This window comes from Pseudomonas sp. NY15372 (assembly GCF_048068215.1).
GTDB classification, from domain to species: domain Bacteria; phylum Pseudomonadota; class Gammaproteobacteria; order Pseudomonadales; family Pseudomonadaceae; genus Aquipseudomonas; species Aquipseudomonas guariconensis_A.
In genome coordinates this window covers 1-25290 of the sequence record NZ_JBLUPY010000015.1, presented here as the reverse complement: position 1 = coordinate 25290, position 25290 = coordinate 1, and the positions used below count along the sequence as shown (strand labels likewise).

Annotated in this window: 22 protein-coding genes; 11 read left to right on the top strand and 11 right to left on the bottom strand. The window is 65.5% G+C overall.

The genetic code is table 11. From position 1 onward, the window contains the following. Positions 1-7 precede the first annotated feature (7 nt). The 4 genes from ACNFG0_RS13145 (at position 8) to ACNFG0_RS13130 (ending at position 4985) form a co-directional block, all read left to right on the top strand. Complete coding sequence (locus tag ACNFG0_RS13145; RefSeq protein WP_416765138.1) at positions 8-877, top strand: LysR family transcriptional regulator; 870 nt, start codon at positions 8-10, stop codon at positions 875-877. A gap of 261 nt (positions 878-1138) precedes the next feature. Continuing rightward, positions 1139-2203: a putative 2-aminoethylphosphonate ABC transporter ATP-binding protein gene (locus ACNFG0_RS13140; RefSeq protein ID WP_416765137.1), complete on the top strand. Its 1065-nt coding sequence runs from the start codon at positions 1139-1141 to the stop codon at positions 2201-2203. Between the two features lies 1 nt (position 2204). After that, positions 2205-3929: a putative 2-aminoethylphosphonate ABC transporter permease subunit gene (locus ACNFG0_RS13135; RefSeq protein WP_416765136.1), complete on the top strand. Its 1725-nt coding sequence runs from the start codon at positions 2205-2207 to the stop codon at positions 3927-3929. Between the two features lie 30 nt (positions 3930-3959). Further along, positions 3960-4985, top strand: a complete 1026-nt coding sequence (locus ACNFG0_RS13130) for a putative 2-aminoethylphosphonate ABC transporter substrate-binding protein (RefSeq protein WP_196144135.1) — start codon at positions 3960-3962, stop codon at positions 4983-4985. A 102-nt stretch (positions 4986-5087) separates the two neighbouring features. On the opposite strand, the gene ACNFG0_RS13125 is transcribed toward ACNFG0_RS13130, so the two are convergent. Further along, the gene (locus tag ACNFG0_RS13125) at positions 5088-6452 is read right to left on the bottom strand and encodes a GTPase/DUF3482 domain-containing protein (RefSeq protein ID WP_416765134.1); all 1365 of its coding nucleotides are present in this window, start codon (positions 6450-6452) and stop codon (positions 5088-5090) included. Next, positions 6445-7836 (bottom strand): DUF2868 domain-containing protein, encoded by a 1392-nt coding sequence (locus ACNFG0_RS13120; protein WP_416765133.1) that lies wholly within the window; start codon positions 7834-7836, stop codon positions 6445-6447. The genes ACNFG0_RS13125 and ACNFG0_RS13120 overlap by 8 nt, the downstream gene beginning before the upstream one ends. Positions 7837-7889: 53 nt before the next feature. Here ACNFG0_RS13120 and ACNFG0_RS13115 point away from each other — a divergent pair, with 53 nt between their 5' ends. Continuing rightward, positions 7890-8405, top strand: coding sequence for a dihydrofolate reductase (locus tag ACNFG0_RS13115; RefSeq protein ID WP_196144132.1), 516 nt, complete (start codon positions 7890-7892; stop codon positions 8403-8405). Between the two features lie 30 nt (positions 8406-8435). On the opposite strand, the gene ACNFG0_RS13110 is transcribed toward ACNFG0_RS13115, so the two are convergent. Next, positions 8436-9827 (bottom strand): L-cystine transporter, encoded by a 1392-nt coding sequence (locus ACNFG0_RS13110; protein ID WP_196156658.1) that lies wholly within the window; start codon positions 9825-9827, stop codon positions 8436-8438. A gap of 245 nt (positions 9828-10072) precedes the next feature. Here ACNFG0_RS13110 and ACNFG0_RS13105 point away from each other — a divergent pair, with 245 nt between their 5' ends. Beyond that, complete coding sequence (locus ACNFG0_RS13105) at positions 10073-11128, top strand: haloacid dehalogenase-like hydrolase (RefSeq protein ID WP_196144130.1); 1056 nt, start codon at positions 10073-10075, stop codon at positions 11126-11128. A gap of 123 nt (positions 11129-11251) precedes the next feature. On the opposite strand, the gene ilvD is transcribed toward ACNFG0_RS13105, so the two are convergent. Further along, positions 11252-13093, bottom strand: coding sequence for a dihydroxy-acid dehydratase (ilvD, locus tag ACNFG0_RS13100; protein WP_196144129.1), 1842 nt, complete (start codon positions 13091-13093; stop codon positions 11252-11254). Between the two features lie 509 nt (positions 13094-13602). Between ilvD and mgtE the strand changes: the two genes are divergently transcribed. Beyond that, positions 13603-14658, top strand: coding sequence for a magnesium transporter (gene mgtE / locus ACNFG0_RS13095; protein WP_196144128.1), 1056 nt, complete (start codon positions 13603-13605; stop codon positions 14656-14658). 85 nt (positions 14659-14743) lie between these two features. On the opposite strand, the gene ACNFG0_RS13090 is transcribed toward mgtE, so the two are convergent. Together ACNFG0_RS13090 and ACNFG0_RS13085 are read right to left on the bottom strand one after the other, a co-directional pair. Then, a complete protein-coding gene (locus ACNFG0_RS13090) occupies positions 14744-15940 on the bottom strand; it encodes a class I SAM-dependent rRNA methyltransferase (RefSeq protein ID WP_196144127.1) in 1197 nt (398 codons plus the stop codon). Positions 15941-16317: 377 nt separating this feature from the next. Beyond that, positions 16318-16857, bottom strand: coding sequence for a type 1 glutamine amidotransferase domain-containing protein (locus tag ACNFG0_RS13085; protein WP_196144126.1), 540 nt, complete (start codon positions 16855-16857; stop codon positions 16318-16320). Between the two features lie 193 nt (positions 16858-17050). Between ACNFG0_RS13085 and ACNFG0_RS13080 the strand changes: the two genes are divergently transcribed. Then, complete coding sequence (locus ACNFG0_RS13080; RefSeq protein ID WP_196144208.1) at positions 17051-17863, top strand: HDOD domain-containing protein; 813 nt, start codon at positions 17051-17053, stop codon at positions 17861-17863. Between the two features lie 4 nt (positions 17864-17867). After that, the gene (gene mutM / locus ACNFG0_RS13075) at positions 17868-18680 is read left to right on the top strand and encodes a bifunctional DNA-formamidopyrimidine glycosylase/DNA-(apurinic or apyrimidinic site) lyase (protein WP_196156656.1); all 813 of its coding nucleotides are present in this window, start codon (positions 17868-17870) and stop codon (positions 18678-18680) included. A 204-nt stretch (positions 18681-18884) separates the two neighbouring features. Here mutM and ACNFG0_RS13070 read toward each other — a convergent pair whose 3' ends face one another. From ACNFG0_RS13070 to ACNFG0_RS13050, 5 genes are all read right to left on the bottom strand, one after another. Further along, positions 18885-19136, bottom strand: coding sequence for a YfhL family 4Fe-4S dicluster ferredoxin (locus ACNFG0_RS13070; protein WP_043208655.1), 252 nt, complete (start codon positions 19134-19136; stop codon positions 18885-18887). Between the two features lie 109 nt (positions 19137-19245). Then, positions 19246-19725, bottom strand: coding sequence for a pantetheine-phosphate adenylyltransferase (gene coaD, locus ACNFG0_RS13065; protein ID WP_014861498.1), 480 nt, complete (start codon positions 19723-19725; stop codon positions 19246-19248). A 111-nt stretch (positions 19726-19836) separates the two neighbouring features. Continuing rightward, complete coding sequence (locus tag ACNFG0_RS13060) at positions 19837-21435, bottom strand: GMC family oxidoreductase (RefSeq protein WP_196156655.1); 1599 nt, start codon at positions 21433-21435, stop codon at positions 19837-19839. Positions 21436-21460: 25 nt separating this feature from the next. Then, positions 21461-21946: a twin-arginine translocation pathway signal protein gene (locus ACNFG0_RS13055; protein WP_416765129.1), complete on the bottom strand. Its 486-nt coding sequence runs from the start codon at positions 21944-21946 to the stop codon at positions 21461-21463. 13 nt (positions 21947-21959) lie between these two features. Further along, positions 21960-23390, bottom strand: coding sequence for a coniferyl aldehyde dehydrogenase (locus ACNFG0_RS13050; protein ID WP_416765127.1), 1431 nt, complete (start codon positions 23388-23390; stop codon positions 21960-21962). A 222-nt stretch (positions 23391-23612) separates the two neighbouring features. Between ACNFG0_RS13050 and ACNFG0_RS13045 the strand changes: the two genes are divergently transcribed. Both ACNFG0_RS13045 and ACNFG0_RS13040 read left to right on the top strand, forming a co-directional pair. Beyond that, a complete protein-coding gene (locus ACNFG0_RS13045; RefSeq protein ID WP_196144121.1) occupies positions 23613-24278 on the top strand; it encodes a TetR/AcrR family transcriptional regulator in 666 nt (221 codons plus the stop codon). A gap of 36 nt (positions 24279-24314) precedes the next feature. Then, positions 24315-25169 carry a sulfurtransferase gene (locus ACNFG0_RS13040; RefSeq protein WP_196144120.1) on the top strand — a complete coding sequence of 285 codons (855 nt, stop codon included), beginning with the start codon at positions 24315-24317 and terminating at the stop codon, positions 25167-25169. The last annotated feature ends 121 nt before the right edge of the window (positions 25170-25290 follow it).

Here is a 25290-nt window from a genome sequence, read left to right as displayed (position 1 = left end):
TAACCCGATGCTGAGCGCCGAGCTCAAGGCTTTCTACATGGTGGCTCGCCTGGGCAGTATTACCTTGGCCGCGAAGAAGCTCGGGCTCAGCCAGCCCACGGTGACCACGCAGATCCGCAACCTGGAGAGCCAATACGCGGTAGAGCTGTTCTACCGTGGCGGGCGGCGCCTGGTGCTGAGCGAGGAGGGCGCGCGGCTGTTGCCGATGGTCAAGGCGTTGCTCCAGCAGGAAGCCGACATCGAGTTCGAGCTGCGCAACAGCGGCCAGGCCCAGGGCGGCTTGCGCATCGCGGCCACCGCGCCGTACTACATCCTCGACCTGGTGAAGGTCTTCCGCGAGCGCCTGCCCCAGGTGGAACTGACGGTGGAGATCGGCAACTCCCAGCAGGTGCTGGAAATGCTCGAGGACTACCGCGTGGACATTGCGGCGTCGTCGCAGTTGGTGGAGGACAACCGCCTGGTGCGCAAGGTATTGGGGGCCGACCCGTTGGTGGTGGCGGTGCACCGCAATCACCCCTTGGCCCATCGTGAGGCGGTGTCGATCGAGGCGCTGGCCGGGCATTGCCTGCTGATGCGCGAGCAGGGCTCGACCACCCGCAAGCTGACCGAGCGGATGCTCGAGGACGCCGGGATCGGTGGTGGGACGCTGCTGGAGATCGGCAGCCGCGAGTCGATCCGCGAGGCGGTGCTGCGCAACATCGGCATCAGCATCATCGCCCGTCATGAAGTGCCGCATAACCCGGAGCTGCGGGTGCTGGCGCTGGACAACGCACCGGTGATGCATGAATACCTGTATTGCCTGAAGGAGCGCCGCCAAGCGCGACTGCCGGCGGCGTTCCTCGGGGGGGCGCAAGAGGTGGCTGGGTCGCGGTTCTGAGCACCCAATCGAGGGGCAAGCCCGCTCCCACAGGGTTTGCGCAATGCCTGTGGGAGATCACCCAGTCCTTCGGGTTGCGCTGTCGCACAAAGAACGAGTGGCAAGCGCTGCCCTCTGTAGGAGCGGGCTTGTCCCGCGATTGGGCCGGTGAATTCACTACAAAATTTTTGAATAGCACTATCGGCAGCTTTTACCTCCAAGCCACATAACCTTCGCATTGAGTTCCTAGCATGGGCCCCATCTGTTCGATGAGGCCCTGTCATGAACAACGTCATCACCACCCCAGGCGCACAAATGAAAGTGCGCGGCATCCACAAGCGCTTCGGCGCCTTCACCGCACTGAACGATGTGTCCCTGGACATCGCCGCAGGCGAACTGGTCTGCCTGCTCGGCCCTTCGGGCTGCGGCAAGACCACGCTGTTGCGCTGCATCGCCGGCCTGGAGCGCCAGGATCGCGGTGAGCTGTACATCGGTGAGCGCGACATCTCCGAGCTGCCACCCCAGGCCCGTGACTACGGCATCCTGTTCCAGTCCTACGCGCTGTTCCCCAACCTCACCGTCGAAGCCAACATCGCCTACGGCCTGACCGGCTGCAGCCGCGAAGAGGCCCGCCACCGCGTGGCCGAGATGCTCGAGCTGGTCGGCCTTTCCGGCAGCGAGAAGAAGTACCCCGGCCAGCTATCCGGTGGCCAGCAGCAGCGCGTGGCCCTGGCCCGCGCCCTGGCGCCGGCACCTTCGTTGCTGTTGCTCGACGAGCCGATGTCGGCCCTCGATGCTCGCGTGCGCGAACACCTGTGCACCGAGCTGCGCCAACTGCAGCGTCAGTTGGGCATCACCACCTTGATGGTGACCCACAACCAGGACGAAGCCATGCTGATGGCCGATCGCATTGCCGTGATGAACCACGGCCAGGTCGAGCAGTACGCCACCCCGCAGGAAATCTACGACCAACCCGCCACCCCCTTCGTCGCCGAGTTCGTCGGCCAGGGCAACTGGCTGCCGTTCCAGCGCAGTGGCGAGCATCATGCCCAGGTCGGTGACGTGAACATGCGCCTGGCCCCGGGCGCTGTGCAGGCGGGCAGTGGCCGCCTGTTCTGTCGGCCGGAGGCGATTACCGTCAACCCGCCGGTGCATGAGGAAAACCTGTTCCCGGCTCTGGTTCGGGAAATCACCTTCCTCGGCAACCGCTGCCGCATGAGTTTCGAACTCAAGGCACTGCCAGGCCATTCCTTGCTGGCGGAAGTGGCCCCGGAGGCCATGCCGCGCCTGGGCTCCCAGGACATCTGGGTGGCCCTGCCGCCGCGCAGCCTGCAGGTCTTTGCCTGAGATGGCCGCGCCAATGTCCGTGCCGATCGCTCAGGCCAAGGCCGCGCCCCGCAGTGGTGTGGCGCTGGGGGATCGCCTTTTCGTCGTCGGCGGCAAGAGCCTGCTGCTGGCCCTGCTCATCCTCGCCGTGCTGATGCCGCTGCTGGCGATTTTCTGGCGCGGCTTCAATGGCGACGCTGGCCAAGGCGGCGGCCTGGTCGCTGCCCGCGAGTTGTTCGCCAGCGAGAACTTCCACTGGTTGCTGGGCAACAGCCTCAAGGTGGCCTTCAGCGTCGCGGCCATCGTCGTGCCGCTGGCCTACCTGTTCGCCTATGCCCTGCAGCGCACCCTGATACCGGCCAAGGGCCTGTGGCGCGGGATTTCCCTGTTGCCGCTGCTGGCGCCGTCCATGCTGCCGGCCATCGCCCTGGTGTACCTGTTCGGCAACCAGGGCCTGTTGCGCGGGCTGCTGACCGACAACGTCTACGGCTTCTGGGGCGTCGTCCTGGGCGAGGCCATCTACACCTTCCCCCATGCCTTGATGATCCTGCTCTCGGCGCTGTCGCTGGCCGATGCCCGGCTGTTCGACGCCGCCTCGAGCATGGGCGCAGGGCCATGGCGGGCGTTTCGCAGCGTCACCTGGCCGGGCACGCGCCAGGCGGTGTTCGCCGCGTTCTGCCTGGTGTTCACCTTGACCATCACCGATTTCGGCGTGCCGGTGGTGGTGGGCGGCGACTATCAGGTGCTGGCGCTGGAGGCCTACAAGGCCGTGGTCGGCCAGCAGCAATTCGGCCGCGGTGCGCTGATCGGCATGGTCCTGCTGGTGCCGGCGCTGCTGAGCTTTGCCGTGGATGCCTGGCTGCGTCGTCGCCAGGGCGAGGCCATGAGTGGCCGCGCCCAGGTGTTCCAGCCCAAGCCTTCGGGCAGCCGTGATGCCTGTTTCCTGGCCATCGTGTTGCTGGTGTGCGCGGTGCTGCTGATGGTCATCGGCATGGCGGTGTACTCGTCGCTGGTCACGTTCTGGCCTTACAACCTGTCGCTGTCGTTCAAGCACTATATGTTCGACGATACTGCCGGTGGCGGCTGGCTGGCCTATCGCAACAGCGTGACCATGGCCCTGGCCACCGCCGTGATCGGCAGCGCGGTGATCTTCACCGGTGCCTACCTGATGGAGAAGACCCAGGGCCAACGGCCGCTCAACCAGGCCTTGCGCCTGCTGAGCTTCATCCCCATGGCCGTACCTGGGTTGGTGCTTGGGCTGGGCTATGTATTCTTCTTCAACCTGGCGGGCAACCCGCTGCACGTGTTCTATGGCGGCATGGCGCTGCTGGTGGTGTGCACCATCGCCCACTACCTGACCACCGCGCAGATGACCGCGACCACTGCGTTGCGCCAGCTGGACAGCGAGTTCGAGGCCGCGGCGCTGTCGCTCAAGGCTCCGCTGTACAAGCATTTTGCCCGGGTCACCGTACCGATCTGCCTGCCAGCGCTGCTGGACATCATCCGTTACCTGTTCGTTTCGGCGATGACCACGGTGTCGGCGGCGATCTTCCTGTACAGCCCTGACACCATCCTCGCCGCCGTCGCCGTGCTGAACATGGACGACGCCGGCAACGTGGGCGGCGCCGCCGCCATGTCGACGTTGATCCTGCTGACCAGCGCGACTGCTTCGCTGCTGCTGGCCGGTGCTTCCCGCGGCCTGCTGCGCCGCTCCCAGGCCTGGCGCCAGCGCGCCCCCGGCCATTGACCGACTGCCAACCCTGTAAGGAACCGCATCATGTTCAAGCCCCTCGCACTTGTCGCTGCCGTATCCGCTGTGTTCAGCCTGCAGGCTTCGGCTGCCGCGACCCAGTTGACCGTATACACGGCCCTGGAGGCCGAGCAGCTCAAGAGCTACAAGCAGGCCTTCGAGAAGGCCAACCCGGACATCGAGATCAAGTGGGTGCGCGACTCCACGGGCATCATCACCGCCAAACTGCTGGCCGAGAAGGACCGCCCGCAGGCCGATGCGGTTTGGGGCCTGGCCGCATCCAGCCTGGCGATCCTCGACCAGAACGGCATGCTCGAGGCCTATGCGCCCAAAGACCTGGGCAAGATCTCGCCGAACTACCGGGATGCGGCTAACCCGCCGGCCTGGGTCGGCATGGACGTATGGGCTGCGACTATCTGCTTCAACACCATCGAGGCCCAGAAGCAGGGGCTGAGCAAGCCGGTGAGCTGGCAGGACCTGACCAAGCCTGAATACAAGGGCAAGATCGTCATGCCGAACCCGGCGTCGTCCGGCACGGGCTTCCTGGATGTCAGCGCTTGGTTGCAGACCTTTGGCGAACCGCAGGGTTGGGCCTACATGGACGCCCTGCACCAGAACATCGGCCAATACGTCCATTCCGGTTCCAAGCCGTGCAAGCTGGCGGCTGCCGGCGAGTTCCCGATCGGTATCTCGTTCGAATACCCGGCCGTGCAGCTCAAGCGCCAGGGTGCGCCGCTGGACATCGTCCTGCCCAAGGAGGGCCTGGGCTGGGAAATCGAGGCCACCGCAGTGATCAAAGGTTCGCCGAAGGCCGATGCGGCCAAGCGCCTGGCCGACTTCTCGGCGAGCCCGGCCGCCATGGAGCTGTACAAGGAAAACTTCGCGGTGCTGGCTGCGCCGGGTATCGCCAAGCCTCAGACCGAGCTGCCGGCGGACTACGAGCAGCGCCTGATCAAGAACGATTTTGCCTGGGCCTCGAAGAACCGCGACCAGATCCTCGCCGAGTGGCGCAAGCGCTATGACGGCAAGTCGGAGAAGGTTGCCCAACAGTAAAGGTATCGCGAGGCCTACGGCCTCGAATCGCCGGCAAGCCGGCTCCCGCCTGTCCTGCGCTTGCCGCCGTACTTGTGGGAGCCGGCTTGCCGGCGATTGGGCCTAAAGGTCCTTCACCAAGGCGTCGAGTTGCTCCTGCCGCTCGGTCTGGTTGAGGCGCGCCCCAGGGTTGAGCGACGACCACTGCGGATGTGCCCGCGCACGCTTGAGCGCCTCGGGTAGCTTGCCCTCGCGCCAGGTGCTTTCATCCAGCTCACCCAGGCGAATGCTGTCTTGCGCCGCGTGCCCGCGGCTGTCGAGCGCGGCGATCAGCTGCTGTTGGCGCAACGCCAGCAGGCGCAGCACGGTGTCGTCCACGGTCAGTTCACGCTGGCCCTTGAGCTTGCCCATCAACCGCGACCCATAGTTGCGCGCGGTCTGCAGCGCACCTCCGGCAATGGCCCCGGCCAGCGCTGCGGCGCCCAGGGTCAGGCCGCCCACCAGCAGGTCCACCCCGGCTCCGGCGGCGGCTCCGGCGGCGACGCCGCTGCCCAGGCGCACCCCCAGCAGCTTGAGGGTTTCGGGGTTGAACAGGTCGTCCCCCCAGCGCCCGTCCAGCAAGGGCAGGTCGCTGGCATGGGCGTCCTCGCGGCGGAAGGCGTAGAGTTTGAGCAGCGCCTCGACGCAACGTTGCTCCCGCTGGCGCACTTCGTGATGCAGGGCTTCGATGGCCTGCGCCTCGGCGGCTGGCTCGGCGGGTACGCTGCGCCGGCAGGCGGCGCAGTCGAGCAGCAGCTCGGCGACCAGGCGCTTGGCACCCTGGCGCCGGGCCAGACGCTGGACCTGTTGGTCATCGACCAGGCGCTGCAGGGCCGGGCGGGCATCTTCCAGGAGCAAGGCCAGACTCTCGTACAGGCGGCGCTCGCCATCTTCCGGTGGCGCCACGCTGTCGAAACGCACCAGCGCATGCAGGCCCAGACGGGCCAAGGCCTCGCGCCACTCCGGCTCACGGTGCTGGTTGCTGGCGACGAAGTTGAGCACCGGCAGCAATGGCTTGCCGCAACTGGCCAGGACTTCCAGTTCGTCGCGGTACTTGGCCAGCACCGGCTCGCGCGCATCGATCACATAGAGCCCGGCATTGCTGGCCAGCAGCTGGCGCAGCACCTTGGCTTCCTGCTCGAAGCGCTGACGGGCCTCGCTGCCCTGCAGGAAGCGCTCCAGCCGCGCCGGGCCATCCAGGCGTTCGCCGGGGCGTTCCAGGCGCTCCAGGTAGTCGAGCAGGGCGATGGCATCTTCCAGTCCCGGCGTGTCGTACAGCTCCAGCAAGGGCTGGCCGTCCACCGACAGGCGTGCGCCTTCCACGTGGCGGGTGGTGCTGGGGCGATGGGAGACCTCGCCGAAGCCGACGTCACGGGTCAGGGTGCGCAGTAGCGAGGTCTTGCCGACGTTGGTATGGCCGACCACGGCCAGCTTCAGGGGCTCAGTCATGGCCATGCTCCAGCCAGGTCAAGGGCGCGGTGTCGGCGTGGGGCAGGCCGAGACGGTCAAGGGCGTCGTGCCAGTCGCCCAGGCGGTCGGCATCCAGCGGCTGGCCGGGAAGCGCCTGGAGCAGCCAGATTCGCGTGGCGCCGGCGTTGCGTGCCAGCTCGGCCAACAGCGCGAGGCTGCCGCGATCCGGCGAGCGGCGCGGGTCGCAGGCGATGGCCAGGCGCGCCGGCGGGAAGCGGCTGAGCTGCTCCAGCAGCTTGTGGCGCGACTCGCGGCTGTCGAGCACACCGGCATTGCCGATGCTATGAGGCAAGGCCGGTGGCCAGGGGCGCTGGTCGTCCAGCTCCAGGCCGACCAGCAGGGCGCCGCCGTCCTGGCTTTCGCGCTGGGCTGCCTGGAGCTGCGGCAGGGCCTCGGGAGCCGCATCCTGCACGCCGAGCCGCTCGCTGCTGGGCATCAGCACATCGCGCAGCTGGCTATAGCCCGGCAGGTTCAGGTCCAGGGCCAGGCGTTCGCGCCCCTGGCGCCAACGCCACAGGCACAGGGCGGCCAGCAGCAGGCGTGGCAGCAGCCCATACACCAGCACCACGCCGAGCAGCCAGCTGGCCCAGGCCTGGCGTGCCAGCTCCAATGCCGGCAAGGTATCGCCGCTGGCGCGGATCATGGCCTCGTCCGGCACCGCGAAGCCCAGCAGCGACGGTAGTGCGCCCAAGGCTTGGGTCAGGCCGATGAAGGGTTCGGCGGCCAGCAAGGTGGTTTCCCAGACGAAGCCGTAGCGCCGGGTGGCCAGCAGGGCCAGCAGCATGCCCAGCGCGACCGCCATCGCCAGCGACCACAGGCTGTGCACCAGAACGCCCAGCAACCAGCGGTTCAGGCGTTGGCGCTGCAGCATCACCAGCAAGGCCGGGGCCAGGTGTGCGGCCTTGGCGTCGCGCGCCAGGCGTTCGCTGAGCCATAGCCATAGGCGGCCAAGGCCCGCACCGTGCTCGCCGGCCAGTAGCAGGCCCGCAGCCCAGCCCAGCAGCATCAAGAGGTTCAGGCCAAGCAAGCTGCCCAAGGCCCAGAACACATTCACCGGGCGCTGGCCATCGCCCAGGGCAGCCAGGCCCAGGCCTGCGCCGCTGAGCGTGGCGAGCAGCGACAGGGCCAGCAAGGCCAGGCGCGCGCCTTGTTTCCAATGCCGCAGGGCATCGGCCATGCCATCGCGTTCGGCCAGCCACAGGGCGCGGGTTTCGATGCGCGCCGCCAGGTCGCCGCCCTGCTGGCGGGCGCGACGGTTGGCTTCCTGGTCCTCCAGGGGGCCGGCCTGTTCCTCGCGCAGGCGCACCGCTTCGGTAAGCCAGCGTTTGTCGAATCGGGTGGGTGCAGTCACGAGCTCTTCCATTGCACAAGTCAGGGCAAAGCATAACCCAGGCGCCGGGTGCTATCCTCGCCCCCATGAATACATCACTCCCTCTCAGCCTGATCGCGGCGCTCGCCGAGAACCGCGTGATCGGCATCGACAATTCCATGCCCTGGCACCTGCCGGGGGACTTCAAGTACTTCAAGGCCACGACCCTGGGCAAGCCGATCATCATGGGGCGCAAGACCTGGGATTCGCTCGGGCGACCGCTGCCGGGGCGGCTGAACATCGTGGTCAGCCGCCAACCGGGCCTGACGCTTGCCGGGGCTGAAGTGTTCCCGTCGCTGGAGGCCGCGGTGGCGCGCGCCGAACAGTGGGCACGGGAGCAGGGGGTTGGCGAGCTGATGCTGATCGGAGGCGCGCAGCTGTATGGGCAGGCGTTGGAGAAGGGGCTGGTGAACCGGATGTACCTGACCCGGGTGGAGCTGTCGCCGGAGGGGGATGCGTGGTTCCCTGAGTTCGACAAGGCGCAATGGACGCTGACCTCGACTGAGCCGCAGGTCGAGGAAGGCAAGCCTGCCTATCATTTCGAGGTGTGGGATCGGGTTTGAGCACTGGGGCCGCAAAGCGGCCCCAACGCCTTAGGAGTGGCTCAGCTCAGCATGCGCATCGTCGCCCAGCACCTGCTGGTCGGTCTGCTTGAGCAACTGGCTGGTCACGACGCCCGCCATCATCGACCCATTCACGTTCAACGCCGTGCGGCCCATGTCGATCAGCGGTTCCACCGAGATCAGCAGCGCCACCAGTTCCACCGGCAGGCCCATGGCCGGCAGCACGATCAGTGCGGCGAAGGTCGCGCCGCCGCCGACGCCGGCCACGCCCGCCGAGCTGAGGGTGACGATGGCCACCAGGGTGGCGATCCACAGTGGGTCGAAAGTGTCGATGCCCACTGCCGGGGCGACCATCACTGCCAGCATGGCAGGGTACAGGCCGGCGCAGCCGTTCTGGCCGATGGTCGCGCCGAACGAGGCGCTGAAGCTGGCGATCGACTGCGGCACACCCAGACGACGGGTCTGCGCCTCGATGTTCAGCGGGATGCTCGCGGCGCTGGAGCGGCTGGTGAAGGCGAAGGTCAGTACCGGCCAGACCTTGCGGAAGAAGCGCAGCGGGCTGACGCCGGTCGCGGCCAGGACCAGGCCATGAACCACGAACATCAGCCCCAGGCCGAGGTACGAGACCACCACGAAGCTGCCCAGCTTGAGGATGTCGTCCAGGTTGGAGCTGGCCACCACCTTGGTCATCAACGCCAGCACGCCGTAGGGGGTGAGCTTCATCACCAGACGCACCAAGCGCATCACCCAGGCTTGCAGGGTGTCGATGGCGGCCAGCGCACGGTTGCCCTTGTCGGCATCGTCCTTGATCAGCTGCAGCGCTGCCAGGCCCAGGAACACGGCGAAGATCACCACACTGATGATCGAGGTCGGCTTGGCCCGTGCCAGGTCGCCCACCGGATTGCTGGGGATGAACGACAGCAGCAGCTGCGGGATGTCGAGGTTGGCGACCTTGCCGGCATAGTCGCTGTGGATAGCCTGCAAGCGGGCGCTTTCCTGAGCGCCGGCGACCAGCCCCTCGGCACTGAGGCCGAACAGGTTGGTCAGGACGATGCCGACCAACGCGGCGATGGCGGTGGTCAGCAGCAGCGTGCCGATGCTCAGCACGCTGATCCGGCCCAACGAGGAGGCATTATGCAGGCGGGCGACGGCGCTGAGGATCGAGGCGAAGATCAGCGGCATGACGATCATCTGCAGCAGGCCGACATAGCCGTTGCCGACCAGGTCGAGCCAGCCGATGGTGGCCTTGAGGACCGGGTGGCCGGCGCCGTAGAGCGTGTGCAGCACCAGGCCGAACAGCACCCCCAGCACCAGGCCGAGCAATACTTTCTTCGCCAGGCTCCAGTCGGTACGGCGGGTTTGCGCCAGGCCCAGCAGCAGGGCCAGGAACGCCAGCAGGTTGAGTGACAACGGCAGGTTCATTGAAGCTCCAGGGTAAAGCAGAAGGGGCATCGCCTCTGCATGAGCGATTGCGAACGGAAATGCTAACAGCCTGAAAACAAACGAAATTATATCTAAATCGAATTTGCTTAGTCGCTATTGGAATATGCAGGTGTCGTTTTTGCGATGTTGCGTGGCGCTCGAAGCGGGTTGAAGGTCGTTGTAGGAGCTCCGGGCAGGGTGGGGGTTGTCTAGCGTTGCAGGTCCACTGTTCAGGAGAACTTGCAATGAAGTCTGCTCCGAAAGTCCTCGCCGCGGGCCTGGCCCTGCTGCTCAGCGTCGAGACATGGGCCACCGAGCTCAAGCACTGGCCCGCAGAGGCCGCCAAGCAGTTGGACAGCATGATCGCGGCCAATGCCCACAAAGGTAATTACGCGGTCTTCGACATGGACAACACCAGCTACCGCTTCGACCTCGAAGAAGCCTTGCTGCCGTTCATGGAGAACAAGGGGCTGATCACCCGTGACAAGCTCGACCCTTCGTTGAAGCTAATGCCGTTCAAGGACACCGCCGAGCACAAGGAGAGCCTGTTCAGTTACTACTACCGGCTGTGCGAAGTCGACGACATGGTCTGCTACCCCTGGGTCGCCCAGGTATTTTCCGGCTTCACCCTCAAGGAGCTGAAGGTCCAGGTCGACGAGATGATGGCTTCCGGCAAGCCGATCCCGACCACCTATTTCGAGGGCGACCAGGTCAAGCGCATGGAGGTGCAGCCGCCGAAGGTCTTCACCGGGCAGACCGAGTTGTTCAACAAGCTGATGGAGAACGGCATCGACGTCTACGTGATCTCCGCCGCGTCCGAGGAACTGGTGCGGATGGTCGCGTCCGATCCCAAGTACGGCTACAACGTCAAGCCGCAGAACGTCATCGGCGTGAGCCTGCTGCTCAAGGACCGCGCCAACGGCCAACTGACCACGGCGCGCAAGCAAATCAGCGAAGGGGGGTATGACCCGAAGGCCAACCAGAACCTGGAGCTGACCCCTTACCTGTGGACCCCGGCCACCTGGATGGCAGGCAAGCAGGCCGCGATCCTCACCTATATCGATGAATGGAAGAAGCCGGTGTTGGTCGGCGGCGACACGCCCACCAGCGATGGCTACATGCAGTTCCATGGTGTGGATGTGAACAAGGGCGGCATCCACCTGTGGATCAACCGCAAGGCCAAGTACATGGACCAGATGAATGGCATGATCGCCAAGAACGCTGCGGCCCAGGCCAAGGAAGGGCTGCCGGTGACGGCGGACAAGAACTGGGTGATCGTGACGCCGGAGCAGATCCAGTAAGACTGTGTAATGGGGCTGCCTTGCAGCCCTTTCGCGGCACGAGGCCGCTCCTACAGAGATTTGCGTGATCCCTGTAGGAGCGGCCTCGTGCCGCGAAAGGGCCGCGAAGCGGCCCCTTGGCCTTTACAGCCCTTCGAGCATCGCCTTGTTACGCACCGCACCCTTGTCGGCACTGGTGGCCAGCAGGGCATACGCCTTCAGCGCGGTGGTCACCTTGCGTGGGCGGGCTTCGGCCGGCTTCCAGCCTTTCTTGTCCTGCTCGATGCGGCGGTGCGCCAGCTCCTCGTCGCTGACCAACAGGTTGATCGAGCGGTTGGGGATGTCGATGAGGATCTTGTCGCCATCGCGCACCAGGCCGATGGCACCGCCTGCGGCGGCTTCCGGCGAAGCGTGGCCGATCGACAGGCCCGAGGTACCGCCGGAGAAACGGCCATCGGTGAGCAGGGCGCAGGCCTTGCCCAGGCCCTTGGACTTCAGGTACGAGGTCGGGTAGAGCATTTCCTGCATGCCCGGGCCGCCTTTCGGGCCTTCGTAGCGGATGATGACCACATCGCCTGCCTTCACTTCGTCGGCGAGGATGCCGCGCACAGCGCTGTCCTGGCTCTCGAAGATCTTGGCGGTGCCTTCGAATACCAGGATCGACTCGTCGACACCGGCAGTCTTCACCACGCAACCGTCCATCGCGATGTTGCCGTACAGCACCGCCAGGCCACCTTCCTGGGAGTAGGCGTGCTCGACGCTGCGGATGCAGCCTTCGGCGCGGTCGGCGTCGAGGGTGTCCCAACGGGTCGACTGGCTGAACGCGGTCTGGGTCGGGATGCCGGCCGGGCCTGCCTTGAAGAAGGTGTGCACGGCTTCGTCATCGGTCTGGGTGATGTCCCACTTGGCGATGGCTTCTTCCATGCTGCGGCTGTGCACGGTCGGCAGGTCGGTGTGCAGCAGGCCGCCACGGGCCAGCTCGCCGAGAATGCTGATGATGCCGCCGGCGCGGTGCACGTCTTCCATGTGGTACTTCTGGATGTTCGGCGCCACCTTGCACAGCTGCGGCACCTTGCGCGACAGGCGATCGATGTCACGCAGGTCGAAGTCCACCTCGGCTTCCTGGGCCGCGGCCAGCAGGTGCAGGATGGTGTTGGTCGAACCGCCCATGGCGATGTCCAGGGTCATGGCGTTCTCGAAGGCCTTGAAGCTGGCGATGTTGCGCGGCAGGACCGATTCGTCGTTCTCGCCGTAGTAGCGCTTGCACATTTCCACGATGGTGCGCCCAGCGGTGAGGAACAGCTGCTCGCGGTCGGCGTGGGTGGCCAGGGTCGAACCGTTGCCCGGCAGGGCGAGGCCCAGGGCTTCGGTCAGGCAGTTCATGGAGTTGGCGGTGAACATGCCGGAGCAGGAGCCGCAGGTCGGGCAGGCGCTGCGCTCGTACTCGGCGACCTTCTCGTCCGATGCCGAGGAGTCGGCGGCGATGACCATGGCGTCGACCAGGTCCAGGCCGTGGCTGGCCAGTTTGGTCTTGCCGGCTTCCATCGGGCCGCCGGAAACGAAGATCACCGGGATGTTCAGGCGCAGGGCGGCCATCAGCATGCCGGGGGTGATCTTGTCGCAGTTGGAAATGCACACGATGGCGTCGGCACAGTGGGCATTGACCATGTATTCCACGGCGTCGGCGATGATCTCGCGGCTCGGCAGCGAGTACAGCATGCCGTCGTGGCCCATGGCGATGCCGTCGTCGACAGCGATGGTGTTGAATTCCTTGGCCACGCCACCGGCGCGTTCGATCTCGCGGGCGACCAGCTGGCCCAGGTCCTTCAGGTGCACGTGCCCCGGGACGAACTGGGTGAACGAGTTGGCGATGGCGATGATCGGTTTCTTGAAGTCTTCGTCCTTCATCCCGGTGGCGCGCCACAGGGCACGGGCGCCGGCCATGTTGCGGCCTTGGGTGGAAGTCTTGGAACGATAATCAGGCATGAAGCACTCCTGGCGGCTGAATCAGGTCACGAATAGGGGAGTGAGCTTCTCTTTTCCTTGACGCCGAGGCCGGTTGCCGCTGGCACGGATGGGGGTCGAAGACCGCGCGGGATCGCCGCAGGCTCGACCAGAGCTCATAAACCCGCCGGGGATGACTGGCGATGAATGGGTCGATTCTACACCGCTGGCGCCCGGAGGGAATGGGCATATGGATGGTCGGCGGCCTCTGTCCTGGGGTTCGGCGATGTTTTCGTCTTCCCTGGTGTTTGTAGGACGTTTCCCAAATCTGCAAAACCTACCCTGGCGGCGCTGACGCACCCGTTTGCTTGGCCTATTATCCCGGCGCCGCATGTGCGGCTTCACGAGACATGACCTCAATGGACCTTCCCAGTTTCAGTTCTTCACGAACCTGCAATCTGGCACTGAGCGCGCCGTCGCCAGGGCTTCCGAAGGCTTGAGCCTGTCTGGCTGAGGTCTGCGGGCGCCTGTCACGGCGCCAGGAGAACCTCATGCAACACACCACCGATACGCTTGTTTCGCCCCTCGACCTGCGCCTGGCCGCCCAGGCCCGCCGCGACCACCTGCTGGATGGTCGTCGCTACCCCGAAGGCACCGCCGGCGCGTTGATGACCAGCGAATACTCGAGCCTGGACAGTGGCCTGAGCGCCAGCCAGGCCATCGACATGCTGCGGCGCGAAGCCGCCGATGCCGAGACCATCTATCAATCCTACGTCCTGGATGCCCAGCGCAACTTGCTGGGTACCGTATCCCTGCGCGAGCTGATCCTCGCCGCCCCTGACCAGCCTATCGACCGGATCATGGTGCGCAAGGTCATCTGCGTGTGCACCGCCACCTGCCAGGAAGATGTGGCGCGGCTGATGCGCGAGCACGACCTGCTGGCCGTGCCGGTACTGGACGAGCAGGGGCGCCTGGTGGGTATCGTCACCTACGACGATGCCCTGGACGTGGTGGTCGACGAGGCCACCGAGGACTTCCACAAGGGCGCGTCGATCACCAACCATGTCGGCAACCTGAAGGACGCGACCATCGGCCTGCTGTATCGCAAGCGCGTGTTGTGGCTGGTGCTGCTGGTGTTCGGCAACCTGTTCTCGGGCGCGGGTATCGCGGCGTTCGAGGAAACCATCGCTGCACATATCGCCTTGGTGTTCTTCCTGCCGTTGCTGGTGGACAGCGGTGGCAATGCCGGTGCGCAGTCGGCGACCTTGATGGTTCGTGGCCTGGCCACTGGCGAGGTGGTGATGCGCGACTGGTTGCGCATGCTGACGCGCGAATGCGGCGTGGCGTTGGCGCTGGGAGGCACCATGGCGGTGGCGGTGGCGTCGCTCGGGGTATTGCGCGGCGGCCCGGAGATCGCCGTGATCGTGGCCAGCAGCATGCTGGTGATCGTGTTGGTCGGCAGCCTGATCGGTATGAGCCTGCCGTTCCTGCTCAGCCGCTTCAGGCTCGACCCGGCTACAGCCAGTGGGCCCTTGGTGACGTCGATCGCCGATGCGGCGGGTGTGCTGGTGTATTTCGGGATCGCGTCGCAGGTGTTGGATATTTGAGTGAAACGGGGCCGCGTTGCGGCCCTTTCGCGGCACTAGGCCGCGCCTACAGGGGGTAGCGTTGTAGGCGCGGCTTTAGTGCCGATCAGCTATTGGGCAGCAACCGGCAGGTGATGCTCTTGATGTAGCGGGTCTCGGCGATGGCCGGGTGTACCGGATGATCCGGGCCCTGGCCACCGCGCTCGAGCAGCTGCAGGTTGCGGTCCAGGTGGCGGGCGCTGGTCAGCAGAATATTGTGCAGGTCGTCCTCTGGCAGGTGCATCGAGCACGAGGCGCTGACCAGGATGCCGTCCTTGGTGAGCATGCGCATGGCCTGTTCGTTGAGGCGGCGGTAGGCGGCCTCGCCGTTCTTCAGGTCCTTCTTGCGTTTGATGAAGGCGGGTGGGTCGGCGATGATCACGTCGAAACGCTCCTCGGCCGCCTTCAGCTCGCGCAGGGCCTCGAACACGTCGCCTTCGATGCAGGTCAGCTTCTCGGCGATGCCGTTGAGCGCCGCGTTGCGCTCCACGCCATCGAGGGCAAAGCCCGAGGCATCCACGCAGAACACTTCGCTGGCGCCGAATGCGCCGGCCTGTACGCCCCAGCCACCGATGTAGCTGAACAGGTCCAGCACGCGCTTGCCCTTCACGTACGGAGCCAGGCGCGCGCGGTTCATGCGGTGGTCGTAGAACCAGCCGGTCTTCTGGCCGTCACGCACCGGCGCCTCGAACTTCACACCGTTTTCTACCAGCGGCACCCAGTCCGGTACTTCGCCATAGACTGTCTCGACGTAGCGTTCCAGGCCTTCGGCATCGCGGGCGGCGGAGTCGTTCTTGAACAGGATGCCGCTGGGCTTGAGCACCTGCACCAGGGCGGCGACCACGTCGTCCTTGTGGGCTTCCATGGTGGCCGAGGCCAGCTGGACTACCAGGATGTCGTGGAAGCGATCGACCACCAGGCCCGGCAGCAGGTCGGAGTCGCCGTAGACCAGGCGGTAGCAGGGCTGGTCGAACAGGCGTTCGCGCAGGGACAGGGCGACGTTCAGGCGGTGCACCAGCAGCGACTTGTCCAGCGGCAGCTTGGCGTCGCGCGACAACAGGCGGGCGCAGATCAGGTTGTTGGGGCTGACCGCCACCACGCCCAGCGGTTTGCCGGTGGCCGTCTCGAGGATCGCCTGCTGGCCGGCGCGCAGGCCTTGCAGCGGGGTCGCGGCGACGTCGACTTCATTGCTGTAGACCCACAGGTGGCCGGCGCGCAGGCGGCGGTCGGCATTGGCTTTGAGGCGAAGGCTGGGCAGGGACATGACGTCGCTCCGGGAAAAAAGAGCGGGATTATAGCGTGTTGGCCGAGGCGTGGGCGGTGGCCCTGTCGGGATTTCAACGCGCTTGAAGGCCCAATCGCCGGCAAGCCGGCTCCCACAAGTTGCTCTGTTCCTTGAGCCTGCGAGATCCCTGTAGGAGATTACCCAGCCCTTCGGGCTGCGCTGTCGCGCAGAGGACAAGCTGCTAGCGCCACCTCCTGTGGGAGCGGGCTTGCCCCGCGATCAAGGGCGAAGCCCTTGCCAGGCGACGGTGATATCGGGCCCGGCCCAATCGCGGGACAAGCCCGCTCCCACAGGGCCTGCGAAATCAAATAGTTATGCGTTGTTCTATGAGAGCCGGCTTGCCGGCGATCAGGGGTTCAGGCCGCCAGGGCCTTGACCAACTGTTCGCTGAACGCCGGGATGTCATCGGGCTTGCGGCTGGTGATCAGGTTGCCGTCGACCACCACTTCCTCGTCCACCCAGTTGCCGCCGGCGTTGCGGATGTCGTCCTGCAGGGTCTTGTAGCTGGTCAGCCGGCGTCCCTGGGCCAGTCCGCACGACACCAGCAACCAGGCGCCGTGGCAGATCACCGCCAGCGGCTTGTTGGCCGAGTCATGGCTCTTCACCAGTTTTTGCGCCGCCGGGATGATTCGGATGGTGTCTGAGTTCTGCACCCCGCCTGGCAGTACCAAGGCATCGTAGAGGTCGAGGCTGGCCGCTTCGAAGGTGGCATCCACGGCAAACTCCTCCGCGGGTTTGTCATGGTTCCAGCCGCGCACGCTGCCCTCTTTGTCGCTCAGGATGTCGACCACCGCACCGTTGCGTTCCAAGGCCTCGCGCGGGCCGGTTAGCTCCGCCTGCTCGAAGCCGTCGGTCACCAGGAAAGCCACGCGCTTGCCGTTGAGTGTTGCGCTCATGGGAGTGTTCTCCTATTTCGGGATGGGCCTGTGAAAGGAGGCCTGCAAGGCATGGGGAAAGTTCCGACGCAACGCACCAGTGGGTGTCCTGCCGGGCGGACGAGGGTAGAATTCGTCGTCCTTACCAAGTGTGCGCCCCATGTCCCAGGAACTCAGCCCCGAACAGATCCAGCAAGCCCTGCAAGGGATCAGCATTCCACCGCAGCCGCAGATCATGGTCGACCTGCAGTTCGAGCAGTACATGCCCGACCCGGACCTGGAGACCATCGCCCGGCTGATCGCTCAGGACCCGGGTCTGTCCGGTGCCTTGCTCAAGCTAGTGAACTCGCCGTACTTCGGCCTGGCCAACAAGATCGGCTCGATCCAGCGCGCGGTGAACTTGTTGGGCAGCCGCTCGATCATCAACCTGATCAACGCCCAGTCGATCAAGGGCGAGATGAGCGACGAAACCATCGTGACCCTCAACCGCTTCTGGGACACCGCCCAGGACGTGGCCATGACCTGCCTGACCCTGGCCAAGCGCACGGGTATCCAGGCGGTGGACGAAGCCTACACCCTGGGCCTGTTCCATGATTGCGGCGTGCCTTTGATGCTCAAGCGCTTCCCCGATTACATGGGGGTGCTGGAAGCGTCTTATGCCAACGCCGGCATGGACACGCGAGTGGTGGACACGGAAAACCGCATCTTCAACACCAACCATGCGGTGGTGGGCTATTTCACCGCCAAGTCCTGGCGCCTGCCGGAGCACATCAGTTCGGCGATCGCCAACCACCACAACGCCTTGGCGATCTTCCGCGACGAGTCTTCGCGCAACACCCCGCTCAAGAACCTGCTGGCGGTGCTGAAGATGGCCGAGCACATCTGCGCATCCCACCGGGTGCTGGGCAACCAGGCCCAAGACCATGAGTGGAACGTGGTCGGCCCGCTGGTGCTCGACTACATCGGGTTGTCGGAGTACGACTTCGAACACCTCAAGCAAACCATTCGCGAACTGGGCGGGCACTGACACCATGCCGGAACTACCTGAAGTCGAGACAACCCGGCGTGGCATCGCGCCGTACCTGGAAGGCCAGCGGGTCAGCCGTGTGCTGGTGCGCGACCGGCGCCTGCGCTGGCCAATCCCCGAGGACCTGGACATCCGCCTGTCCGGGCAGCGCATCGTCACCGTGCAGCGGCGCGCCAAGTATTTGCTGATCAATGCCGAGGTGGGCACCTTGATCAGCCACTTAGGGATGTCGGGCAACCTGCGTCTGGTAGAGCAAGGCCTGCCGGTGGGCAAGCACGAGCATGTGGATATCGAGCTGGAGTCGGGGTTGGCGCTGCGCTACACCGACCCGCGCCGTTTCGGCGCCATGCTGTGGAGCCTGGACCCGCTCAACCATGAGCTGCTGGTGCGCCTGGGCCCGGAGCCACTGACCGACCTGTTCGATGGCGAGCGTTTGTTCCAGCTGTCCCGCGGGCGGTCCATGGCGGTCAAGCCGTTCATCATGGACAACGCCGTGGTGGTGGGCGTGGGCAACATCTACGCCACCGAGGCGCTGTTCGCGGCCGGCATCGACCCACGCCGCGAAGCCGGGGGGATTTCCCGGGCCCGCTACCTGAAGCTGGCGATCGAGATCAAGCGCGTGCTGGCCGCGGCGATCGAGCAAGGCGGGACCACGCTGCGCGATTTCATCGGCGGCGATGGGCAGCCGGGGTATTTCCAGCAGGAGCTGTTCGTCTACGGGCGCGGCGGGCAGCCGTGCAAGGTCTGCGGCACGACATTGCGGGAAGTGAAGCTGGGGCAGCGGGCGAGCGTCTATTGCCCACGCTGCCAGCGCTGAATTGGCAGGCCCAATCGCCGGCAAGCCGGCTCCCACAGGGGCCGCAATTCAGCCTTGTAAGAGCCGGCAGGCCGGTTGCCATAGGGGCCGCAATTCAGCCTGGTACCACATGGGCCGCAATTCAGCCTGGCTACCACATAGGCCACAATTCAGCCTTGTGGGAGCCGGCTTGCCGGCGATTGGGCCCTGCAGGCTGGCCTGGGCTCAGGCCTTGCCGGTGATGCGCTTGTACTTTTCCATCAGCTCGTCGTGGGTCTCCGGGTGGGCTTCATCCAGAGGGATGCAGTCGACCGGGCAGACCTGCTGGCACTGCGGCTCGTCATAGTGGCCTACGCACTGGGTGCACAGGTTGGGGTCGATCACGTAGATCTCTTCGCCTTGGGAGATGGCCGCGTTCGGGCACTCGGGTTCGCAGACGTCGCAATTGATGCAATCGTCGGTGATGATCAGGGACATGGGGGCTCCGGCCGGGGCTCTTGGCCCGGGCATGTATCAAACCAGTGGGCACAATTGTGCCGCATTCGCGCCCGCTGTGCACGCGGGCGCGATGATCAGGCAGTGGCGGTCACTTTTTGAAGCGTTCGGTCAGCGCCTCGGCCACCACCGGGTGGACGAACTTGCTGATGTCGCCGCCCAGCGCGGCGATTTCCCGGACCAGGGTCGAGGAAATGAACGAGTAGCGCTCCGAAGGCGTCAGGAACAGGCTCTCGACGTCAGGTGCCAGCTGCCGGTTCATGTTGGCCAGCTGGAACTCGTACTCGAAGTCCGACACCGCGCGCAGGCCGCGCAGGAACACGTTGGCACCTTGCTCCTTGGCGAAGTGCGCCAGTAGGCTGGAAAAACCGATGACTTCGACATTGGGCAGGTGCTTGGTGACCTCACGGGCCAGTTCCACGCGTTGTTCCAGAGGGAACAGCGGGTTTTTCTTCGGGCTGGCCGCCACCGCGATGATCACATGGTCGAACAGACGCGAGGCGCGCTCGACCAGGTCGCCATGGCCTTTGGTAATGGGGTCGAAAGTACCCGGGTACAACACTCGGTTCATCGCGTCATCCTGGCTGGAGTGCGTTGGGGAGTCGGATGGTAGCGCAGCGACTGCGCCCGGCCAAGTCGCGCGGCCGATTGGGGGCACTATAGACAGCCTGCCCGTGGCTTGTCATGCGCCCTGTGCCAATCGGCTGGCCAAGGCATCGCTGAGCAAGGCGCAAAGCGCATAGACCGACAGCTGCGGGTTGGCACCGATGCTGGTGGGGAAGAGCGAGCCGTCATGGATCGACAGGTTCTCCAGCTGGTGATGCCGGCCAAGGCTGTCGCACACCGCCTGGCGCGGGTCTTCGCCCAAGGCGCAACCGCCCATCACATGGGCACTGCCTAGCTTGGTTCGGAAGGGCTCCAGGCGCAGCTCGTCGATCATCGCCAGGGTTGGGCGCAGTTCACCGGCGAAGCGGGCATCGCTGTGTATCGGCATCACCCGCACAGCGCCGGCGGCGAACTGGATCTGCGCCATGCTCCGGTAGGCCCGGCGCAGGCCATCGCGCAGGTAGTCGGTGAGCGGGTAGTCGAGCACCGGCGAGCTGTCGCCGCGCAGCTCCACCTGGCCGCCCTGGCTTTGCGGGTGGAAGCCGTCGCGCAGCAGCGCCAGCATCATATGGGTGTGGGGCAGTTCGGCCATGCGCCGGGCGTTTTCCTGGCCATGGGCGCCCAGCAGGGTGCTGGCCAGGGCCGGGTGCAGTGGGGGCACTTCCAGTTTGTAGCCGATCGGCCCGTCGATACCCCCCTGCCATTGGAACTGGTCGCTGTAGATCGACTGGGGGGCACCGTAGTAGGGGTCGATGCGATCGGCGAACACGGCCGCGCTGAAATTGACCAGGTGCAGGAAGGTGCGCTTGCCCAGGCGCTGGTGCGGGTCGGGCGCTTCGGAGCGCAGCAGCAACCCTGGGCTGTTGATGCCGCCGCCGGCCAGGACATAGTGCCGGGCCCGTACACGGACCTGATGCCCGTTCGGCTGTACACCCTGGCTGTCGAGCGCCTGGCACAGCAGTTGGGAGATGCGTTCGCCGTTGTGCTCCAAGCGCTGCGCACGGGCCAGGTACAGCAGCTCGCCGCCTTGGTCGAGGGTCGCCGGGATGCGGGTCACCAGCATCGACTGCTTGGCATTGACCGGGCAACCCATGCCGCAATAGCCCAGGTTGCGGCAGCCGCGCACATTACGCGGGATCACCGCCCAGCGGTAGCCGAGTGCCTCGCAGCCACGGCGCAGCACATCGTTGTTGGCGTTGGGCGGCATGATCCAGGGCGTGATACCAAGGTCTTGTTCCACGCGTTCGAACCAGGGACGCAGTGCTTCGCTGTCCAGCCCCTTCACGTTGTGTTCGCGCGCCCAATGCTCGAGGGTTTGCGCAGGCGTGCGAAAGCTCGACGTCCAGTTCACCAGGGTGGTACCGCCCACGGCGCGGCCCTGGAGGATGGTGATGGCGCCATCCTTGCTCATGCGCCCAAGCCCTTCTTGGTAGAGGTGGGCGTAGGCCTCGTTTTCCAGCAGGTGGAAGTCGCTGCTGGTCTTGAGCGGGCCCTCTTCGATCAACAGCACCTTGAAGCCTGCGGCGCTGAGGATTTGCGCGCTGGTGGCGCCGCCTGCGCCGCTGCCGATCACGGCGACGTCCGCCTCCAGCGTCAGGTCCTGGCTCAGGCGCGAGCCATCATGGGTGATCCAGCCGCGGGCAAGGCCTTGGCGAAACGGGTCGGTCGTAGGCATTCGGGGATGCTCTTGTGGTTATGGGTCAGATCTTCGGCGGCCCTGGGTAGCCACAGGCGGCCCAGGCTTCGGAGCGCTCGTACCAGGCCATCAGCAGCAATTGCAGCAGCGAGGCGTGGCCCATGCGCAGTAGGTCCAGCGAACTGTTGCTCCAGCGGCGCAGGAAGGCATTCACCTGGGCCGGGCTGGCAGTTTCCCAACGGCCCCAGATGCCTGTCAGCGGGCCACGGGTCAGCGGCAGGCTGAGCACGTCGAACAGCTGGCGGGTGAGCTTGAGCATCTGCGGCGACAGTGCCGCCAGGGTGTGGTCCAGGCTGTGCAGCACCAACGGCGTGGAGGCCTGGGTGCCGGCGAGCACCACAGGTATCAGTGCATTGAGCATCGGCAGGTCATCGTCGCGCAGCACGCGCAAGCCCGCCGCCGGCGCTTGGGGCGCGCAACCGACCAGGCTGGCGGTGGCAAGGAAGGCGCTGGCGCCGAGGCTGAAGGCAAGCAGGTCACGGCGGTGCATGGCAGGGCCTCGCTCAGCGGATGAACAGTTTGAAGACCAGGCGCTGCAAGGCTTTGCTATAAGGCGGGTAGATCAGCCGGGCGGCGTTCAAGCGCTGCTTGGCCAGCACCGCCTTGGCCTTGCTGAAGGTCAGGAACCCCTCGTGCCCATGGTAATGGCCCATGCCGGAGGCGCCGATACCGCCGAATGGCAGGTCGTCCTGGGCGACGTGCAACAGGGTGTCGTTCAGGCATACGCCACCGGAATGGGTATGGCTCAGTACATGAGCCTGCTCGGCACGGTCATACCCGAAGTAGTACAGCGCCAATGGTCGTGGGCGTTGCTGGACATAGGCCAATGCCTGTTCGAGGGTGTCGTAGGGCACCAGCGGCAGCAGCGGGCCGAAGATCTCGTCCTGCATCACCTGCATATCATCGCTTGCCTCCAGCACCAGATGGGGTGGCAGGCGTCGGCTCTGGCGGGGTTCGCCGGGGTAAAGGTCGAGCACCCGGGCACCCTTGTCACGGGCGTCGGCCAGTAGGTGCTCCAAGCGTTGCAGTTGCCGTGGGTTGATGATGGCGCTGTAGTCGGGGTTGCCAGCGATGCGTGGATACAGCCGGTGCACGGCGCGCCGGTAGGCCTCGGCAAAGGCGTCGAGGCGCTCGCGGGGCACCAGCACATAGTCGGGCGCTACGCAGGTCTGGCCGGCATTGACCAGCTTGCCGAAGGCGATGCGCTCGGCTGCGGTGTCCAGCGGTACGCTGCCGGAAACGATCGCCGGCGATTTGCCGCCCAGTTCGAGGGTGACCGGGGTGAGGTTCTGTGCCGCGGCCGACATGACATGACGGCCCACGGTGGTGGCACCTGTGAACAGCAGGTGGTCGAAAGGCAGGCGGGAAAAGGCTTGGCCAACCTCCATCTCGCCGAGCACGACGCTGACCAGGTCGCTGGGGAATACGCGCTCCAGCAGGGCCTTGAGCAGCAACCCGGTGGCTGGCGTGGCTTCGCTGAGCTTGAGCATCACCCGGTTGCCGGCGGCCAGGGCGCCGGTCAGCGGGCCGATGGCCAGGAACAACGGGTAGTTCCAGGGCACGATCACCCCTACCACACCCAAGGGCTGGTAGAGCACCTGGGCGCGGGCCGGTTGGAAGGCCAGGCCGACCTTGCGCCGCGAGGGTTTCATCCAGCGATGCAGGTGTCGCTCGGCATGGCGAAGCCCTTGGACGGACGGCAGCAATTCGGCCAGCAAGGTCTCGTCGGCACTGCGGCCTTCGAAGTCGCGATCAATCGCCTCGATCAACGGCTGTTGGTGCTCCAGCAACAGCTCGCGCAGGCTTTTCAGCCATTGCCGGCGCTGGGCCGCCGGGGGCATCGGGTTCGCGGCGAAGGCGGTGCGCTGGGCGGCGAACGTCGCCTGCAGGTCGCGGTCAGAATGCACAGGAGGCTGGGTAATTGGCGAGTTCATGGCGGCTCCGCGAAGGTGCGTGATGGCTAGAGCCTATACTCTAGTTTTTGCCTTGTGCAGCCCAGCAGGGGCAGGGAATTGAATTATTTATTGGCAGCAGGCTGTCGGAGCGGGTTTATCTGCGGATATCTCGGGTGCCGCGATCAAACACCACACAAACCATCGGTACATCCTTTGGCCGATACGCCGTAAGATGAAGCATCGCAGAACATGGAGCTGAGCATGGCCCCGCGCATGAAGACCCGAGAGCGCATCGTGCAGAACAGCCTGGAGCTGTTCAACCAGCAGGGCGAACGCAGCGTCAGCACCAACCACATTGCCGCGCACATGGAAATATCGCCCGGCAACCTGTACTACCACTTCCCTAACAAGCAGGCGATCATCGCTGTGCTGTTCAGCCAGTACGAAGAGCTGGTGGACAGCTTCCTGCGCCCACCCCAGGGCCGGGTCGCTACGGTCGAAGACAAGCGTTTCTACCTCAAGGCCCTGCTGGCCGCGATGTGGAACTACCGTTTCCTGCACCGCGACCTCGAGCACCTGCTGGAGAGCGACCCTGAGTTGGCGGCCCGTTATCGGCGCTTCTCCCAGCGCTGCCTGCAGCAGGCCCAGGCCATCTACCGGGGCTTCGTCGACGCCGGCATCCTGGCGATGGACGCAGCGCAGATCGAATCGCTGACCATCAACGCCTGGATCGTCCTGACGTCCTGGGTGCGTTTTCTCAGTACCACCCGCGAGCACTCCGCCCACCTGGGCGAAGAGGCCTTCAAGCGCGGGGTCTACCAGGTACTGTTGCTGGAGCTGGGCTTCGTCACGCCCAGTGCCCGGGCTGCCGTGGACGCCCTTTGCGATGAGTTCCACGTTCCTTTCAACCAGGCCCTGGAGCAGTGAGCCGGGGTCTTTCGTGCCATCGATCAGGAGATTGTCATGCCCCTTGCGCAATTGATCACCCCACCACAGTTGGCCGAGCGCTTGGACGCGCCGGGGTTGGTGATCCTCGATTGTCGTTTTGCCTTGGAGGATGTGGATTACGGCCAGCGCAGCTATGCCCAGGGGCATATCGCCGGTGCGCACTTCGCTGACCTGGAGCGTGACCTGAGCGGGCCGGTGGTCAAGGGCCACACGGGGCGTCATCCATTGCCCGACCCACAGCGGCTGGTGGAGCGCCTGCGCGAATGGGGTGTGGATAACGACAGCCAGGTGGTGCTGTACGACGACGGCCCTGGTGCATTCGCCGCCCGCGCCTGGTGGTTGCTGGCTTGGCTGGGCAAGCGCGATGGGGTATTGATCCTCGATGGTGGCCTGAAGGCCTGGCACGCAGCGCATCTGCCGTTGAGCCTGGACCCTCCGGCCCGACGCGAAGGGACCTTCACCGGCACGCCGGACATGAAGTTGCTGATCGACGCCGAGCACCTGGCCAAGCGTCTGGACAAGCCGGAGCTGACCCTGATCGATGCCCGCGGTCTGCCGCGTTTTCGCGGCGAGGTCGAGCCGATCGACCCAGTGGCCGGGCATATCCCTGGCGCCCAGTGCGCAGCGTTCACCGACAACTTGGGGCCGGATGGGCGTTTTCTGCCTGTGGAGCAACTCAAGCAACGCTTTGCGGAAAAACTCGCAGGGCGGGCGCCGGAACAGCTGGTGGCCTATTGCGGTTCAGGTGTGACCGCATGCCACAACCTGTTCGCCCTGGCGTTGGCGGGGTATCCATTGGGGCGGCTGTATGCCGGATCGTGGAGTGAGTGGATCAACGACCCGTCGCGTGGTGTGGCCAGGGGGGACTGAGCACGCTCCGATCGCCGGCAAGCCGGCTCCCACCGGTACTTCGCCAACCACACCCTGTGGGAGCGGGCTTGTCCCGCGATCAAGGGCGAAGCCCTTGCTTGGTGGCGGTGATAGCGGGCCC

What these genes read in the sequence shown, in the direction of transcription:
- ACNFG0_RS13055 (WP_416765129.1), bottom strand. Translation starts at nt 21,946, where the DNA reads ATGCACCGCCGTGACCTGCTTGCCTTCAGCCTCGGCGCCAGCGCCTTC.
- ACNFG0_RS13090 (WP_196144127.1), bottom strand. Translation starts at nt 15,940, where the DNA reads ATGTCCCTGCCCAGCCTTCGCCTCAAAGCCAATGCCGACCGCCGCCTG.
- coaD (WP_014861498.1), bottom strand. Translation starts at nt 19,725, where the DNA reads ATGAACCGAGTGTTGTACCCGGGTACTTTCGACCCCATTACCAAAGGC.
- ilvD (WP_196144129.1), bottom strand. Translation starts at nt 13,093, where the DNA reads ATGCCTGATTATCGTTCCAAGACTTCCACCCAAGGCCGCAACATGGCC.
- ACNFG0_RS13085 (WP_196144126.1), bottom strand. Translation starts at nt 16,857, where the DNA reads ATGAGCGCAACACTCAACGGCAAGCGCGTGGCTTTCCTGGTGACCGAC.
- ACNFG0_RS13140 (WP_416765137.1), top strand. Translation starts at nt 1,139, where the DNA reads ATGAACAACGTCATCACCACCCCAGGCGCACAAATGAAAGTGCGCGGC.
- ACNFG0_RS13050 (WP_416765127.1), bottom strand. Translation starts at nt 23,390, where the DNA reads ATGAACTCGCCAATTACCCAGCCTCCTGTGCATTCTGACCGCGACCTG.
- ACNFG0_RS13145 (WP_416765138.1), top strand. Translation starts at nt 8, where the DNA reads ATGCTGAGCGCCGAGCTCAAGGCTTTCTACATGGTGGCTCGCCTGGGC.
- ACNFG0_RS13125 (WP_416765134.1), bottom strand. Translation starts at nt 6,452, where the DNA reads ATGACTGAGCCCCTGAAGCTGGCCGTGGTCGGCCATACCAACGTCGGC.
- mgtE (WP_196144128.1), top strand. Translation starts at nt 13,603, where the DNA reads ATGCAACACACCACCGATACGCTTGTTTCGCCCCTCGACCTGCGCCTG.
- ACNFG0_RS13130 (WP_196144135.1), top strand. Translation starts at nt 3,960, where the DNA reads ATGTTCAAGCCCCTCGCACTTGTCGCTGCCGTATCCGCTGTGTTCAGC.
- ACNFG0_RS13040 (WP_196144120.1), top strand. Translation starts at nt 24,315, where the DNA reads ATGCCCCTTGCGCAATTGATCACCCCACCACAGTTGGCCGAGCGCTTG.
- ACNFG0_RS13115 (WP_196144132.1), top strand. Translation starts at nt 7,890, where the DNA reads ATGAATACATCACTCCCTCTCAGCCTGATCGCGGCGCTCGCCGAGAAC.
- ACNFG0_RS13070 (WP_043208655.1), bottom strand. Translation starts at nt 19,136, where the DNA reads ATGTCCCTGATCATCACCGACGATTGCATCAATTGCGACGTCTGCGAA.
- ACNFG0_RS13120 (WP_416765133.1), bottom strand. Translation starts at nt 7,836, where the DNA reads ATGGAAGAGCTCGTGACTGCACCCACCCGATTCGACAAACGCTGGCTT.
- ACNFG0_RS13135 (WP_416765136.1), top strand. Translation starts at nt 2,205, where the DNA reads ATGGCCGCGCCAATGTCCGTGCCGATCGCTCAGGCCAAGGCCGCGCCC.
- ACNFG0_RS13105 (WP_196144130.1), top strand. Translation starts at nt 10,073, where the DNA reads ATGAAGTCTGCTCCGAAAGTCCTCGCCGCGGGCCTGGCCCTGCTGCTC.
- ACNFG0_RS13060 (WP_196156655.1), bottom strand. Translation starts at nt 21,435, where the DNA reads ATGCCTACGACCGACCCGTTTCGCCAAGGCCTTGCCCGCGGCTGGATC.
- ACNFG0_RS13045 (WP_196144121.1), top strand. Translation starts at nt 23,613, where the DNA reads ATGGCCCCGCGCATGAAGACCCGAGAGCGCATCGTGCAGAACAGCCTG.
- ACNFG0_RS13110 (WP_196156658.1), bottom strand. Translation starts at nt 9,827, where the DNA reads ATGAACCTGCCGTTGTCACTCAACCTGCTGGCGTTCCTGGCCCTGCTG.
- mutM (WP_196156656.1), top strand. Translation starts at nt 17,868, where the DNA reads ATGCCGGAACTACCTGAAGTCGAGACAACCCGGCGTGGCATCGCGCCG.